Origin of the sequence: Azospirillum lipoferum (genome assembly GCF_024170005.1) — a bacterium.
GTDB lineage: Bacteria > Pseudomonadota > Alphaproteobacteria > Azospirillales > Azospirillaceae > Azospirillum > Azospirillum lipoferum.
The window spans coordinates 162490-178359 of sequence record NZ_JALJXJ010000011.1; the positions used below are offsets into that span (position 1 = coordinate 162490).

At 68.4% G+C, this 15870-nt stretch carries 12 protein-coding genes; 6 read left to right on the forward strand and 6 right to left on the reverse strand.

Translation table 11 applies throughout. From position 1 onward, the window contains the following. Nucleotides 1-18: 18 nt before the first annotated feature. Both J2848_RS24075 and J2848_RS24080 read right to left on the reverse strand, forming a co-directional pair. Complete coding sequence (locus J2848_RS24075; RefSeq protein ID WP_149232892.1) at nucleotides 19-1404, reverse strand: oligosaccharide flippase family protein; 1386 nt, start codon at nucleotides 1402-1404, stop codon at nucleotides 19-21. A gap of 484 nt (nucleotides 1405-1888) precedes the next feature. Beyond that, nucleotides 1889-2902 carry a LacI family DNA-binding transcriptional regulator gene (locus J2848_RS24080; protein WP_149232893.1) on the reverse strand — a complete coding sequence of 338 codons (1014 nt, stop codon included), beginning with the start codon at nucleotides 2900-2902 and terminating at the stop codon, nucleotides 1889-1891. Nucleotides 2903-3161: 259 nt separating this feature from the next. On the opposite strand from J2848_RS24080, the gene ptsP reads away from it, so the two are divergent. From ptsP to J2848_RS24100, 4 genes are all read left to right on the forward strand, one after another. Next, nucleotides 3162-5693, forward strand: coding sequence for a phosphoenolpyruvate--protein phosphotransferase (ptsP, locus tag J2848_RS24085; RefSeq protein ID WP_149232894.1), 2532 nt, complete (start codon nucleotides 3162-3164; stop codon nucleotides 5691-5693). Further along, complete coding sequence (gene pfkB / locus J2848_RS24090; protein WP_149232895.1) at nucleotides 5690-6649, forward strand: 1-phosphofructokinase; 960 nt, start codon at nucleotides 5690-5692, stop codon at nucleotides 6647-6649. Before ptsP ends, pfkB begins: the two co-directional genes overlap by 4 nt. Nucleotides 6650-6723: 74 nt before the next feature. Then, nucleotides 6724-8481, forward strand: coding sequence for a PTS fructose transporter subunit IIC (locus tag J2848_RS24095; protein ID WP_149232896.1), 1758 nt, complete (start codon nucleotides 6724-6726; stop codon nucleotides 8479-8481). A 148-nt stretch (nucleotides 8482-8629) separates the two neighbouring features. Next, nucleotides 8630-8947 (forward strand): hypothetical protein, encoded by a 318-nt coding sequence (locus tag J2848_RS24100; protein ID WP_149232897.1) that lies wholly within the window; start codon nucleotides 8630-8632, stop codon nucleotides 8945-8947. Nucleotides 8948-8963: 16 nt separating this feature from the next. On the opposite strand, the gene J2848_RS24105 is transcribed toward J2848_RS24100, so the two are convergent. Beyond that, a complete protein-coding gene (locus J2848_RS24105) occupies nucleotides 8964-9863 on the reverse strand; it encodes a LysR family transcriptional regulator (protein ID WP_149232898.1) in 900 nt (299 codons plus the stop codon). Between the two features lie 197 nt (nucleotides 9864-10060). Between J2848_RS24105 and J2848_RS24110 the strand changes: the two genes are divergently transcribed. After that, nucleotides 10061-11179: an S-(hydroxymethyl)glutathione dehydrogenase/class III alcohol dehydrogenase gene (locus J2848_RS24110; protein ID WP_149232899.1), complete on the forward strand. Its 1119-nt coding sequence runs from the start codon at nucleotides 10061-10063 to the stop codon at nucleotides 11177-11179. Between the two features lie 72 nt (nucleotides 11180-11251). Next, a complete protein-coding gene (fghA, locus tag J2848_RS24115) occupies nucleotides 11252-12103 on the forward strand; it encodes an S-formylglutathione hydrolase (protein ID WP_149232900.1) in 852 nt (283 codons plus the stop codon). 51 nt (nucleotides 12104-12154) lie between these two features. Here the strand turns inward: fghA and J2848_RS24120 are convergent, their stop codons facing one another. Genes J2848_RS24120 through J2848_RS24130 form a run of 3 tightly spaced genes read right to left on the reverse strand, consistent with a single transcriptional unit; the run spans nucleotide 12155 to nucleotide 15819 of the window. Continuing rightward, entirely contained in the window at nucleotides 12155-13300 is a 1146-nt protein-coding gene (locus J2848_RS24120) for a DUF1513 domain-containing protein (protein ID WP_149232901.1), read from the reverse strand. A 2-nt stretch (nucleotides 13301-13302) separates the two neighbouring features. Next, the gene (locus J2848_RS24125) at nucleotides 13303-14418 is read right to left on the reverse strand and encodes an imelysin family protein (protein WP_149232902.1); all 1116 of its coding nucleotides are present in this window, start codon (nucleotides 14416-14418) and stop codon (nucleotides 13303-13305) included. Between the two features lie 51 nt (nucleotides 14419-14469). Next, entirely contained in the window at nucleotides 14470-15819 is a 1350-nt protein-coding gene (locus J2848_RS24130; RefSeq protein WP_246194012.1) for a di-heme oxidoredictase family protein, read from the reverse strand. Between the last annotated feature and the right edge of the window lie 51 nt (nucleotides 15820-15870).

Consider the following 15870-nt stretch of genomic DNA (forward strand, 5'->3'; position numbering starts at 1 on the left):
AATTTCCGGTGGGTTCGGTCACTTGCCCGCAGGGCCGGCCGTGCTGGCGACCGTGCTGGCGGCCGGGGATGCGGTTACCGACGAGGGCTTGTCGAACAGGCGCCGCGGCAAGGCTGCGAGCATCGCCGGGTCGGGAAGGAAGACGCGCCAGGACAGCCCGGTCGCCCGGCGATAGAGCGCAGCCGCGGTGGCAAACACCAGCGTGTAGGCGACGGTGGAAACGATGGCTGCGGCCAGGATCCCGCCGCTGCGCAGGAACAGCAGCAGCCCGCCGAGCGTGACCACCATGCCCAGCAGATTGGCCAGGGTGGCGGTGAAGGGCCGGTTCTCCGCATAGAGCCCGTTCAGCAGGATGGATGCGGCGGCATAAAGAACCGCACCCGGCAACAGCAGCCGCAGTGGAAGCGCGCTGTCGGCGAAGTACGGGCCATAGACCAGCCTGATTGCGATGTCGGCGAAGACGAACAGGCCGCCGCCCAGCAGTCCGCCGATGGCGAAGGTTGCCTGAAGGCTGTTCAGCACCAATTCGCGCCCCGACTGGCCCCGCCGGGTGGCGGCGGGCATGACCACGGTGGCGAGTGCGCCGGACAGGCTCACGATCAGCCAGGACAAGCTGGTCGCCAGGGCATAGAGTCCGACCTGGGCCGCCGGGAGGAAGGCCGGAATGATCAGCAGGTCCAGCCGCTGGGTGATGACGCCGCCCACCACGTCGCCGTGGGTGCGCAGGGCATACCAGACGGTCTGTCGCCCGAGCAGGAAGTCCGGCCGGCCGAAGCCGTGGCGGCGGACCAGCAGCGTGGCCGCCGCCACCAGCACCAGCGTGCTCATCGCCCCCTGGACGATGACGGCGGCCTCCACCGTGAAATGGCCGGCGGCCCACAGCAGGGCATAGAGGATGGCTACCCCGGCCGGCTGGATGAAGTTCAGCGCGTTGAAGCTGCGGAAATCCTGGTCGCCCAGGATCAGCCCCAGCATCAGCTCCGACAGCAGGGCCATGGCGATCATCGGCAGATAGAGCCGTGCCAGCTCCAGCGTCTCCGCCGGCTGGGCCGCCAGCAGCGTCGGCAGCAGCAGATGGCCGATACCGATCGCCAGCGCCGCCACCGGAAGCAGGATCAGCGTCCAGGTGCTGAGCAGCCGCCCGCCGGCGGCATGATCCCGCGACAGCGCATAGGTCACCGCCTTGCCGCAGCCCATGCCGAACAGCCAGCCCAGCAGTTGCACCGTGGTCAGCACCGCGGTCAGCGCCCCCCGGCCGTCCGGGCCGATGGTGCGAGCGACCAGGATGCCGGTCAGCAGCCCCAGCCCCATCGTCGCGGCGGTGACGAGCACCGTCGCAACACCATGCCGGGCGAAGCCGGTCCGCTGTTTCGCCGACCTTATGCCGATCAAACCCTTCAGCATCGCGCCGTCACCCCCGTTGATGCCTTTGACGTCTGCGCACTGCGTCCCCCCGATTTGTCGGTTCTTGTTCTGGTTGCAGGCACGATCCCGATTTGACGCAACCATCATCGGTGCACTTTTTCGGGTGAAGAATTGCTTGGCCTACCAACGTTTCCCGATAAGTCGAAAAGTTATCGGGAAGAGGAACAACGATAAAAAGCCGCCGTTATTGGTATCAGCGGGCATTATTTGTTGTGCGTTGCAAACAAGACGGTAGTGGGGTGTTGGGCCAGGGTCAACGCCGCTTTCGGAACTGTTCTTCCCACACACCAGGGGAGTATTTTTCTTTGAACATCCGTTGGCCAGAACCGGGAGTCCTAGCGTATCTTTCGGGCACTGGTTATCGGCGACGCCCATTGTCCGGCATCGGGGGTAACCCGTTGCCGGACAGATCATACACGGGTGGGGAAGAGGAAACGCCGTAGCGCTCCGGCCGTCGTTGCCGTCAGTCGGCGTCGGCCATGCGCGCGGCGGTGGAGCCGCGTACGACGCAGGTGCCACCCAGGACGAGGCGCCGGCTGGGGCGATCCGGCGCCTCCAGCCGTTCGAACAGCAGGGCCATGGCGGACTGGCCGATGTCCTGCACCGGCTGCTCGATGACGGTCAGGCCGGGGCCGACCAGTTCGGTCCAGGGTTCATTGTCGAAACCGGCGACCGCAATCCCGTCGGGGATCGTCAGCTTCAGCCGGCGGGCGGCCTTGACCACGCCCATCAGAAACAGGCTGTTGCTGACGATGAAGGCCTCCGGTCGGTCGCGTTGCCCCATCCACTCCACCACCGCCGCCTCCGCAGCGTCGGCATGGGGGGCGAGGAAGCGAGCCGCCGGGGTCAGGCCGCGGACCGTCATGGCGGCCTGATAGCCCTCATGGCGCTCCTGGCCGGTGGTGCTGGTGTTGCCGAACAGGCCGGCGATCCGGCGATAGCCCTGGGCGTGCAGATGCTCCACCAGCAGCGCCGCGGCGCGCGGGTTGTCCAGTACTACCGCATCATGCCGGCCGGTCGGCGCATTGCGGTCGATCAGCACGACCGGAAAGTCGAGGTCCAGACCGTCCAGCCGGTCGAGCATCGCGCGGGTCGGGGCGAAGATCAGGCCGGTGATCCGCTCTTCCTGCATCAGGCGCAGATACAGCTCCTCCCGCTCCGGATTCTCGTCGCTGTTGCACAGGATGACGCGCATGCCGGCGCGATAGGCCGCGTCCTCCACCGCGCGGCTGACGGCGGTGAAAAAGGGGTTGCGGATGTCCGACACCACCAGTCCGATGGTCTGCGAATGCTGGGACCGCAGGCGCCGCGCCGACAGGTTGGGGCGGTAGCCGGTGGCGCGCACGGCATCCTCAACCCGCTTGCGCAGAGCATCGCTGACCGGACCGTTGCTCAGCACCCGCGACACGGTGGCGACCGACACCCCGGCGGCCAGGGCCACGTCCTTGATGCTGGCGATTTTTCCCGAGACGCTCATGTCCAGACCGATCGTGTGGAAGGTGTCCCGATTTGGGGAAGCGACCTTAGCCTTGAGGGCCGAGGATGACCAGGGCGGCGCGATATCTGAAAACGTTTCCAGATAATTGCTCGAAGCATTCCCCATTTTCGTTCGTCTGACAAGCTGGTTATCCAGAAAAGTCCAGATGTTGCAACGCAACAAGCGTTGACAGTCCAACTGTAATCGTTTTCACTATCTCCAACAGGACAGACAAGAACCCGCGGAGGAGACGGTCGCCATGGCCACCGACACGCATCCCTTGAGCCTTCCCCCCGATTTGATCCGCCTGGGCGCCGCCCCGGCCGGGAAGGAGGCGGCAATCCGCGAGGCGGCGCAGCTTCTGATCGCCGCGGGCTGCATCGATCCCGCCTATGCCGACAGCATGATCCGGCGCGAAACGGTGGCGAACACCTTCCTCGGCCACGGCGTCGCCATCCCGCACGGCATGGTGGACGACCGCAATCTGGTCCGCCGCAACGGCATCGCGATTCTCCAGGTGCCGGACGGCGTGGTGTGGAACGACGGGCAGACCGCCCGGCTGGTGGTCGCCATCGCCGCGCAGTCCGATGCCCACATCGCCATCCTGCGCCGCCTGACCCGCCTGATGCAGGACGAGGCGCGGCTGAATGCCCTGTTCACCACCGGCAATCCCGCCGACCTCGCCGCCGCCCTGTCGGACGAGACGACCACGCCGGCGGCACCTGCGTCGGAGTCCGACGACCTCGCCGAAAGCTTCGAATGGGTCGTCGATTACCCGACCGGCCTGCATGCCCGTCCCGCCGCCGCCTGGGTGGAGGCCGCCCGTGCGGCATCCGGCCGGATCCGTGTGCGGCATGGCGAGGAGACCGCCGACGGCAAGACGCTGGTGGCGCTGCTGCAACTGGGCCTGCATCCCGGCGACCACATCACCGTATCGGCCGACGGTCCCGACGCGCGGGCGGTGCTGAACCGGCTGCGCGCCACCATCACCGGCCTCAGCGCGCGGGAGAAGGCGGATGCCGCCGCCGCGGCGCGTAAGGCGAAGGCGGTGGTGCAGGGCTGGACCCCGCCGCCCTCGGCTGGCCGCGAGATGCCTGTGGTCGCCGGCATCGGCGCGAGCCCAGGCCTCGCCATCGGTCCGGTCCATGTGATGCCGAAGGCCGACCTGACGGTTTCCGACCGCCCGGCCCCGCTGCTGGAAGGCGGCAACCGCCTGCACGAAGCGCTGAACCTGACCCGCCAGCAGTTGAAGGCGCTGGCTGACGACACCGCCCGCCGGCTGGGTCCGGCGGAGGCCGGCATCTTCGCCGCCCAGGCGGAGCTTCTGAACGACACCGACGTCATCACGCTGGCCTGCCAGCTGATGGTGGAGGGGCATGGCCCCGGCTGGTCGTGGAACGAGGCGGTGGAGCGCAGCGCCGCCAAGCTGGCCGCCAACCCCAACCCGGTGCTGGCCGGACGTGCCGCCGACCTGCGCGACGTCGGCCGCCGGGTACTGACCCGCATCGATCCGGATCTGCGCGGCGGCTCGATCCGCGACCTGCCGGACACCCCCTGCATCCTGGTCGCCGACGACCTGTCGCCGTCCGACACCGCCGCCCTCGACATGGGCCGCGTCATCGGTCTGGCGACGGTGCAGGGTGGTCCGACCTCCCACACCGCGATCCTGGCGCGCACGCTGGGGCTGCCGGCGATGGTGGCGGGCGGTGGCGCGCTGACCGAGCTTGCCAATGGCACCACTGCGATTCTCGACGGCCAGTCCGGCCAGCTCTATCTCGACCCCACCGACACCGACCTCGCCGCTGCCCATGGCTGGATCGAGGAGCAGCGCGTCAAGAAGGCCCAGCAGGAGGAACGGCGCAGCCTGCCGGCCCGTACCCGCGACGGCCACACGGTGGAGATCGGCGCGAACGTCAACCGCCCCGATCAGGTGGCGATGGCCCTGTCGCAGGGTGGCGAGGGCGTCGGTCTGATGCGTACCGAGTTCCTGTTCCTGGAGCGCGGCGATGCGCCGAGCGAGGAGGAGCAGTACGAGACCTACCGCGCCATGCTGGAAGCGCTGGATGGCCGTCCGCTGATCGTCCGCGCGCTGGACATCGGCGGCGACAAGCAGGTGCCGCACCTTCAGCTGCCGCATGAGGAGAACCCGTTCCTCGGCGTCCGCGGCGCCCGCCTGCTGCTGCGCCATCCCGAACTGCTGGAGCCGCAGCTGCGCGCCCTCTACCGCGCCGCCAAGGGAGCCAAGCCGGGCGCGCTGCTGATCATGTTCCCAATGATCACCACGCTGCGTGAGATCGAGACGCTGCGCACCGTCTGCGACCGCATCCGGACGGAGCTGGACGCCCCGGTGGTGCCGCTGGGCATCATGGTCGAGGTGCCGGCCGCCGCCATCCAGGCCGATGTGCTGGCCCGCCATGTCGATTTCTTCTCCATCGGCACCAATGACCTGACGCAGTACGCGCTGGCCATCGATCGCCAGCACCCCGAACTGGCGGCGGAGGCCGACAGCCTGCACCCGTCGGTGCTGCGCCTGATCCGCCTGACGGTGGAAGGGGCGGAAAAGCATGGCCGCTGGGTCGGCGTCTGCGGTGGCATCGCCGGCGACCCGTTCGGCGCCGCCCTGCTGGCCGGTCTCGGTGTCCGCGAGCTGTCGATGACCCCGCGCGACATCCCCGGCGTCAAGGACAAGCTGCGCGTCAGCGACCTCGCCGGCCTGCGGGTGCTGGCCCAGCGGGCACTGGACTGCGAGTCCTCCGACGAGGTGCGGGCGCTGGAGGGGGAAGCGTCATGACGAATCCCGTCGTCACCGTCACGCTGAATCCGGCCATCGACCAGACCATCACGGTCGAGGCGCTGAAGCCCGGCAGCGTCCACCGCGCCAAGGCGGTGCGCCACAATGCCGGCGGCAAGGGCGTGAACGTCGCCAGCTGCCTAGCCGACTGGGGCGTGCCAGTGGTTGCCACCGGCCTGCTCGGCACCACGAACGCCGCGCCCTTCGAGGCGCTGTTCCAGGGCAAGGGCATCGCCGACGCCTTCCTGCGGCTTTCGGGCGAGACGCGCGTCAACATCAAGATCGCCGATCTCTCGGCCAACGACACCACGGACATCAACCTGCCGGGCCTGAGTGCCGACGAAAGCGCGCTCGACCGGGTACAGGAGGCGGTCCGCCGGCTGATCGGTCCGGGAACACCGGTCCTGCTGGCCGGCAGCCTACCCGAGGGTCTGCCCGTCGATGCCTACGGCACGCTGACCGCCGATTTCGCGTCGGCGGGCGCCCGCGTCGTGCTGGACAGCAGCGGGGCGCCGCTGGCGGCGGCGCTGGCCTCCACCGGTGCCTTGCCACACTGCATCAAGCCCAACCGGCATGAGCTGGAGGATTGGGCCGGCCGGCCACTGCCGACCAATGCCGACCTGCTGGACGCGGCCCGTCAATTGCGGCAGCGCGGCGTGTCGGTGGTGGTGGTGTCACTGGGGGCGGATGGTGCACTGTTCGTGGATGGAACGCGCGCCCTGCATGGCCGGCTGCCGCCGGTCCAGGCGCTGAGCACCGTCGGGGCGGGCGACGCCATGGTGGCCGGATTGATCGCCGCCTTCCAGCAGGATGGCGGGCTGGAGGATGTCGCCCGGCTGTCGGTGGCGTTCGCTGCCGCCAAGCTCGGCTGCTTCGGCCCCAACCTGCCCGATCCGGCGGCGGTGCGGTCGCTTGCATCCCAGGTGGTGCTGACCCGGCTTGCCGACCGGACTTGACTGATTTTTCCGATGGGATCGGACTGGACTCAACATAGTGACAGGCGCGGGCGCGAACCCGCCAGGAGGAAACAATGGCGAACCTGTTGGCCGTGATCGCGGCGGGCGACCTCACCACCCAGGCCGTTCTGGCAGCCGAAGCCCTGCGCAAGGCGGCGGCGAAGGCCGGCCATCGCATCCAGGTCGAGATCCGCACCAGCCTTGGCATCCAGGCCTCGCTCAACTCCACCGAGCTGTCAACAGCCGACGGGGTGATCCTGGTCGGTACTGGCGACCATGATGACGGACGGTTCGCCACGCTGAAGCGCAGCACCGCCTCGCTGGACGATGTGCTGGGCAATGCCGGTGCCGTGCTGGAGAAGGCGCTGTCCTCCGCCGCCTCCACCGCGGCGTCGGCACAGCGCCGGATCGTCGCGATCACCTCCTGCCCGACGGGCATCGCCCATACCTTCATGGCGGCCGAAGGCATCCAGCAGGCGGCGACGGCACTGGGCCACAAGGTCCGGGTGGAGACGCAGGGGTCCGTCGGTGCGCGAGACACGCTGACCGAAGACGAGATCCGCGAGGCGGACGTCGTGCTGATTGCCGCCGACACACAGATCGACCTGTCCCGCTTTGCCGGCAAGCGCGTGTTCATGAGCGGCACCAAGCCTGCCATCAACGATGGCAAGGCGCTGGTCAACCGCGCCCTGGCCGAGGCGAAGGTGCATGGCGCTGCCGTCCCGCTGGCCGATGCCGTCGCCGCCGGCAAGGCGGAACGGTCTGCCCAGCGCACCGGCCCCTATAAGCATCTGATGACCGGCGTGTCCTTCATGCTGCCCTTCGTGGTGACGGGCGGCCTGCTGATCGCGCTGGCCTTCGCGCTGGGCGGCATCTACGTCTATGAGGAGGCCAACGCCGGCACGCTGGGCTATGCCCTGTTCCAGATCGGCGCCAAGGGCGCCTTCGCCCTGATGGTTCCGGCGCTGGCCGGCTACATTGCTTATTCCATCGCCGACCGTCCCGGCATTGCCCCCGGCATGGTGGGCGGCATGCTTGCCGGCAGCATCGGCGCCGGCTTCCTGGGCGGCATCGTCGCCGGCTTCATCGCCGGTTACGGCACCGCCTTCCTCAACCGGCACATCAAGCTGCACCGCAACCTGGAAGGGTTGAAGCCGGTGCTGATCCTTCCGCTGCTGGGCTCGCTGCTGACCGGCCTGCTGATGATCTACGTCGTCGGCACCCCCGTCGCCGAGGCACTGGCCTGGATGAGCGCCTGGCTGAAGGGCATGCAGGGCAGCAGTGCCATCCTGCTCGGCCTGCTGCTCGGCGCCATGATGGCCTTCGACATGGGCGGTCCGGTCAACAAGGCGGCCTACGCCTTCTCCACCGGCCTGATCGCCAGCCAGGTCTATACCCCGATGGCCGCCGCCATGGCCGCCGGCATGGTGCCGCCGCTGGGTCTGGCGCTCGCCACCAAGCTGTTTGCCGACCGTTTCACCCATGAGGAGCGCGAGGCCGGCAACGCCGCCGCGGTCCTGGGCATTGCCTTCATCACCGAAGGCGCCATTCCCTTCGCCGCCCGTGATCCGCTGCGCGTCATCCCGTCGCTGATGATCGGCGGTGCGCTGACCGGTGCGATGTCGATGGCGGTGGGGGCGGAGCTGAAGGTGCCCCATGGCGGCGTCTTCGTCCTGCCGATCCCCAACGCGGTGACGCATCTGCTGGGCTATGTGGTGGCGCTGGTCGTCGGCACCGTGGTGACCGCCGTCGCCCTGCGTATTCTGAAGAAGCCGGTGGCCGCCGCGGCAGCACCGAAGCCGGCGGTCCAGGGGGCCGGCGCGCACGCCTGACCCTTATCCGTTTCCTCTCGGGCGTCCTCCCGAAACTGGCCCTCTCCGCACCTGTGGGGAGGGCTTTCTTTTTCAAGGAAGATTTTGCGCCAGCTTTGGGCACACCGTCCGTGTGACCTGTCACGACATCGCCCGGAGTGACAAACCCATGCTCGATGAAAAGCCCGACGTGATGCTGGGCAACATGCTGCTGCATGTGAACCTGCTGGCCCTTGGCACGCTGATGACCAAGATGATGGCGGAGATGTTCCGCAAGGACGACAACCCGGCAGGCAAGGCGGACGAATGGCTGCGGCTGTTCGAGGCGACCGCCGCGCAGATGACCTTCGCCGGCGAGACGCCGGAATGGAGCGACCTGACGGCGCAGGAGTTCCGCGACGTGCTGATGCAGCACATCCACCGCGCCCGCGCCATGGCGCTGGGAGAGGAATGCGACCCGCGCGCCTATCTGCGCCATCACGGCTGAACGCGGTTGACTGCCGTTACCGGTATTCCGCCCGCCGTGCCAGCCCGTCCTTCAGGTGCCGGATCGCCGCATGGACTTTGGCCGGCACATGGCGCTTCTGCGGATAGACCGCCCAGACCGCCGTGTTGGGCGGCCGGTGGCGGTCCAGCAGCGAAACCAGCCGTCCCTCGGCCACGGCCCCGCGTACGTAATAGTCCGGCAACTGGCACAGTCCAAAGCCGCGCAATGCCGCGTCCAGCACCGAGAATCCGCTGTTGCAGCGCCAGCGGCCGCGCGGACGGAAAAGCCAGTCCTGACCGTTGTCGTCGAACAGCCAATGATCTGAGGTACCGATCAGGCATTGGTGGGTGCTGAGGCTGGTCAGGCTGTCGGGCGTGCCGTGGCGCTCCAGATAGGCCGGAGCGGCGCACAGATGCATCACGCGCGGGGCGATGCGCGTCGCCACCAGGCTCGATTCGCTGAGCCGGCCAAGGCGGATGGCCAGATCGCACCCCTCTTGCACCAGATCGAGCTGCCGGTTCGTCAGTTCCACCTCGATGCTCAACTGTGGGTGGCGCTCCATCAGATCGTTGATCAGCGGCATGATGAACTGCTCACCATAGGCGGTGGAGCAGGTCATGCGCAGCAATCCCTTCACCTCGCTGTCGCTGCCGCCCTGCAAGGCGCCGACCGCCAGGAAAGCGTCGTCGCGCTGCTCCGCCAGCCGCCGGCAACGGGCCAGGAAGGCGCGTCCGCTCTCGGTCAGGCTGACTTTGCGGGTGGTGCGGTAGAACAGCCGGGCCTGCAACCGGTCCTCCAGCCGTGCCACGCTGCGGCTGACGTGGGAGGAGGAGACGCGCAGACGCTCCGCCGCACGGGAGAAGCTGCCGGCTTCCGCCACCGCCACAAATTCGTCGATGCCGTCCCAGCCGCTCATGATCTTTCTCCCAAGACTTTCTCCTGGGGGCAATTTTTCCAGGGCCGTCCGGCCATTATCCCCATATGGCAAAAATCTATTCCCGAAATCGCCGTTCTGGCAATGACCGGTCGCGGTCTACACTGCGGGAATCAAATGCCAATTCGCATTGGCCAACCCGACTTGAGGCCAATCCGTTCAAGGGGAAGGAAACCCACATGGTTCTGTCGCGCGCCGCCGTCGCCTGGGAAGCCAACCGTCCGCTGGAGATCGAAGAGGTCGAGGTCGCGGCGCCCAAGGCCGGCGAGGTGATGGTCCGCATCGTCGCCACCGGTGTCTGCCACACCGACGCCTACACGCTGTCCGGCAAGGATTCCGAAGGCGTGTTCCCCTGCATCCTCGGCCATGAGGGCGGCGGCGTGGTGGTGGAGGTCGGCCCTGGCGTCACCTCCGTGGCGGTCGGCGATCACGTTATCCCGCTCTACACGCCGGAATGCGGCAAGTGCAAATTCTGCCTGTCCGGCAAGACCAACCTGTGCCAGGCGATCCGCGCCACCCAGGGCAAGGGCCTGATGCCGGACGGCACCAGCCGCTTCTCGTTGAAGGGCAAGCAGATCGCCCACTATATGGGCACCTCGACCTTCTCCGAATACACGGTCCTGCCGGAGATCGCGCTTGCCAAGATCAACAAGGCGGCGCCACTTGAGAAGGTTTGCCTGCTGGGCTGCGGCGTCACCACGGGCATGGGCGCGGTGATGAACACCGCGAAGGTGGAGCCGGGTTCGACCGTCGCCATCTTCGGCCTGGGCGGCATCGGCCTGTCGGCCATCATCGGCGCCACCATGGCGAAGGCCAGCCGCATCATCGGCGTCGACATCAACCCGTCGAAGTTCGAGATCGCCAAGCAGCTGGGCGCCACCGACGTCATCAACCCGATGGACTACGACCGCCCGATCCAGGAAGTCCTGGTCGAGCTGACCGACGGCGGCGTCGATTACAGCTTCGAGTGCATCGGCAATGTGAAGATCATGCGCGCCGCCCTGGAATGCTGCCACAAGGGCTGGGGCGAGTCGGTGATCATCGGCGTCGCCGGTGCCGGCGAGGAGATCTCCACCCGCCCGTTCCAGCTGGTCACCGGCCGCGTCTGGCGCGGTTCCGCTTTCGGCGGCGTCAAGGGCCGCTCGGAGCTGCCGGAGTATGTGGAGCGCTACCTGCGCGGCGAGTTCGAGCTGGACACTTTCATCACTCACACCATGGGGTTGGAGGACATCAACCACGCCTTCGACTTGATGCATGAGGGCAAGAGCATCCGCTCGGTCATCCTCTACAATCAGTGAGATGAGGAGGGCTCCCTCCTCCACCTGCGGGGGAGGGGGCGATCCGGCCATCGATCTTCAAAGGGCGTTTCCATGACCGATCCCCTGACCACCCTGTCGGAAACCCGCGTCTTCGGCGGGCGGCTGAAGCGGGTGCGGCACCAGTCCGCGGCGGTGAATTGCGAGATGACCTTCGCGGTCTTCCTGCCGCCGCAGGCGGACTCCGGCGCCAAGGTGCCCGTCTTCTACTGGCTGTCGGGCCTGACCTGCACCGACGAAAACTTCACCCAGAAGGCCGGTGCCTTCCGCGTTGCGGCGGAGCTTGGCCTCGCCGTCGTCGCTCCCGACACCAGCCCGCGCGGGGAGGCGGTGCCGGGCGATCCCGACGGCGCCTGGGATTTCGGGCTCGGCGCCGGCTTCTATGTCGATGCGACGGAACAGCCCTGGGCCCGCCACTACCGCATGCACGATTATGTGACGCGGGAACTGCCGGCGCTGGTCGAGGCGAACTTCCCGGTGACCGACACCCGCTCCATCGCCGGCCATTCGATGGGCGGACACGGCGCGCTGGTCTGTGCGTTGAAGCATCCCGGCTTCTACAAGGCGGTGTCGGCCTTCGCCCCCATCGTCAACCCGGCGGCGGTGCCCTGGGGTGAGAAGGCCTTCGGCCGCTATCTGGGGCCAGACCGCAGCCGCTGGCTGGAGTGGGACGCCTGCGCGCTGATCCGGAATGCTCCCGAGCGGCTGCCGATCCTGATCGACCAGGGCGACCGTGACGGCTTCCTGGAAGCGCAGTTGAAGCCGCAGGCATTGGTCACGGCGGCTGAGGAGGTCGGGCACCCGGTGACGCTGCGGATGCAGCCGGGCTACGACCACAGCTATTTCTTCATCAGCACCTTCATCGAGGACCATCTGCGCCACCATGCGGCGGCGTTGGTGGGGTGAGGCGCTGAACGGGGAGGGGGCCGAACTGCCCCTCTCCAAAGACCTCTCGCCTTACGCCACCCGCCGCGTCAGGTGGTTGTCCCACCGGAAGGCCGGTGCCTTGCGCTCCGGCCCTGCCTCGGCGCTGACCGACACCGGCTCGATCACGCCGAGCCCGCTGGTCGCCAGATAGCCTTCGCCGCTCGGCGCCAGACCGCAGCCGTCTGCCAGCGCAGTGGAACCCAGCCATGCCCCATCCGTCGCGCTCCACAGCCCGATGATCCCACCCATCGGCGAACTGGCGGCGACGGTTTTGCCGTCCGACGCCACGCTGCCGACATAGCCTTGCATGCGCGACAGGACATCCTCCGGCGTATCGAACAGGCGGACGGCGCCGCTGCCGGGGCGGTGGGCACCGGCCAGGGGCTGGAGCATGCCGATCGGCCGCTCGTCCTGCACGCCGAAGGCGATTCCGCCATCGTCCAGCAGGGCGATGTGGCGCATGCCGAGATTCGCGTGCTCCTCCGGCAGGCGGACCTTGTCGAGCAGCTTGCCGGTCGCCGCCTCGACATAGGTCAGCGAGCTGTCCATGCTGTCGAGATTCAGCTTGGCCCGACCGGTGTCGGGGTGGGTGATGACCCCGCCGTTGGCGACGGCCAGTGTCGTGCCGTCGCGCATCAGGATCAGCTCGTGCGGTCCCAGCCCATGGGTGGGGATGGCGCCGATGCGGCGGTAATTGTCGGTGGCGTCATAGACGCCGATGGCGCCCTCTTCGCGCAGGACATCGTCCTCGGCGACATAGAGGGTGCGACCGTCGGCGGAATAGTCGCCATGGCCGGTGAAGCGGCGGTCGTCCGGCGCCCGCACCACCGGGCCGGGAGTGCCGTCGGCCAGCGACAAGGTCTGGAACCAGCGGCCGGGGCGGCGGGCGAAGACGGCGGCCTCCGCCATGCCTGGCCGGGAAACGATGCCGTGGGCACGGCCGGGGGTGGCGGTGGTGAACAGCACCTTGCCGGTCCGGTCCAGGGCGGCGACGCCGAAGCTCGGTTCCGCCCCGGCGGTGGCATAGGCATTGAGGTAGAGTGTGTCGGCATCCGCCGCCTGGGCTTTGCCGGTCAGCACGGCCAGCAGCCCACCGCCTGACAAGCTGGCGACCAGCCGCCCACCAAAAACGCGTCCGGCCAGCACGCCCAGGATGTTCCTGCGGTCGACCGCCATCGTCAGTCCCCGTCCAGTTCGTTGAAGCCCAGTGTGATGTCCAGCAGCGGGGCCAGCGTGCCCAGCATCTCCACCCGTGCCGCCTTGGCCAGCCGCAGCGCGCTTTCGGTCTTCTTGCGGGCGGCGGGGTCGGTCACCGCCTTGTTCAGCGGACCGGGGATCGCCTCCACCGCGCTGATCGCGGCGGCGAAGCTCTCATCGATCGCCTGCTTGGCGGTGGCGCCGTCGTCGTTGGCCGGCAGCAGCGAGACGAAGCCCGGCCCGCCATGCTCACCCATCAGCAAAGCGCGCAACCCTTCCAGGTTCAGCACGATGTTGCGGAGCGACCGGCCGCTGCGCAGCGCCTCCACCACCATCGGCTTGGCGTCTTCGATGCTTGTGCCAAGCGGCGCCATCATCTTTTGGTCGATCACCACCTGCATCGCGGTGATGGCCGAGGAATAGAGGGTGTTCACCGCCTCCAAGGCATTGGGGCCGAGGACGGTCGCCTGTCCGCCTGCGAGCGGTGCCTCCAGATCCTTCCAGCCGTCACGCGCTTCGGTGGCAATGGTCAGGATGTTGCGGGCGGCGGCGGCGGCGAGCTTGGCGCGATACTGCTTGGCGTCGCTGCCGGTGAAGCCGTCGGCGGTGACGCCTTCGTCGAACAGCAGCCGCTCCAGCACGGTCAGCCCCTGCACCGCTGCGCTCTGGCGGGCCAGCGCACCGGGCTCCAGCAGCTTCGGGTCATGGTCGCGCAGGATCTGGCCGATCTGACGCTGGACGACGCCCGGCCGCTCCGGCCAGAAGGACATGCGGTCGGCCCGCAGACTCATGGTCAGCGGGCCGGGGCGCAGATGCTGTACGGCGGCCCAGCCATCGGTAACCTTGGTGTGGGCGGCGCGTGCCGCGTCAAGCCCGGCGGCCGTGGGGCCGGCGGCGAAGCGGTCCAGCGTCTCCACATAGGCGGTGGATGCTGCCACCAGCGCCTCGAAGCGCGGCAGGGCGTGGGTGCGGACCATCCCGCCGAGGAAGACGGCGTCCTTGTCCGGCTGGCGGGCGGCGAAGGCCGGCGTCCGCGGCAGCAGAGCCGCCACGGCGGCAGCGGCCGACATCAGTCCCAGCACTATGCGGCGTCGCATACGATCAAATCCCTTCTGCCTTTGACGTGGATCGAAGCCCCCGCCCCTCCTTTACAAACCCAGCACGTAACGCACCAGCCGTTTCCGCTCCGCTCCCGGCATCGACATGAAGCGGTCCTTCGCCGCTTCCGCCTCGCCGCCGTGCCACAGGATCGCTTCGGTGACGCTGCGGGCGCGGCCGTCATGCAGCAGGGACAGCTGACCGTCCTTGGCCGCCAGCCGGTTCAGACCCCACAGCGGGGTGGTGCGCCAGTCCGATCCCTTCGCCTCGCCCATCGGCAGCCGGTCGCCCAGTCCGGGGCCGAGGTCGTGGAGAAGCATGTCGCTGTGCGGGAAGATGTCGCGGCTGGACAGGGCGGGATGCCCGGCATCCTCCCCCGTGCGCCAGGACGGGCGGTGGCAGGCGGCGCAGCCGGTATCGGCGAACAGCGCCGTGCCAACCTTGTCCTTTGGCGCCTCCTGGCTGCCGTCGGGAGGCAGGTCGCGCAGGTAGCCGTCGATCAGACCAATGATCGTGCTGGGTATCTCCAGCCCTTCGAACTGCTTGGAATCGCCGTGCGGCGCGTTGCGGCAGGCGGTCTGCGCCGGGGTGCAGTCGCCCCAGGGCTCCGGATAGCTCGGGGTCGACATGCCGATGTCGAGGCTGAAGGCCTCCGAATCCTGGTGGTCCAGGGTGGGGTGCATCGCCTTCCAGCCGAAGCGGCCGACCTGACGCCTGCCGTCCACCGTCACATGGTTCACCCGGCCAGCGATGGGACCACCGGAAGCTGCCTGTCTGGCGGCCTCGGCCTCGATCGCATCGGCCGGGATGCGGTCGAGCAGACCCATGCCGTGAACGCGCGGCGGCACGCGGGCTGACATCACCGTCGCCTCGGCCAGCGGGCCGTAACCGAGATCCTCGACCACCGGCGTCGGGTGGCGCAGGCGGACGGTCTCGCCGTCGGGGAAGCGGACCGTCTCTTCGCGGTAGGTGACGCGCGGGCGGCCTTCGATCACCTGACCAAGGATGCCGTTGGATTGGATCTGCCGGCCATACACCGGGTCAGCGTTCAGCTTGATCGCATAGCCGACGCCCTGGTCCCCCTTCACCGCCGGGTCGGGGGGGCGTCCGCCGGCACCGCGCGGATGGCAGGTGGCGCAGGAGCGCGCATTATAGAGCGGGCCGAGACCGTCCGCCGCCTGCGTCGCGGTGGGCGCAGCCACCCACATGCGGCGGAACAGTGCCTCGCCGATGCGGTTGTCGAGACTGTCGGCGGCCAGGGCAGCGGGGGCGGCGAGAAGGAAAAGGGCGGTCAGTGCGGCTAGGAGCGATAGACCCTCTCCCCCCCGGGGAGAGGGGGGGGACCCGCGCCGCAGGCGTGGGGAGGGTGAGGGGGCCGGCGCGCTGTCGCGCGCCGCCAAGGGGCATTCTGCCCCTTGGCAATCCCCTGGCACGGGCTGACGCCCGTGCTG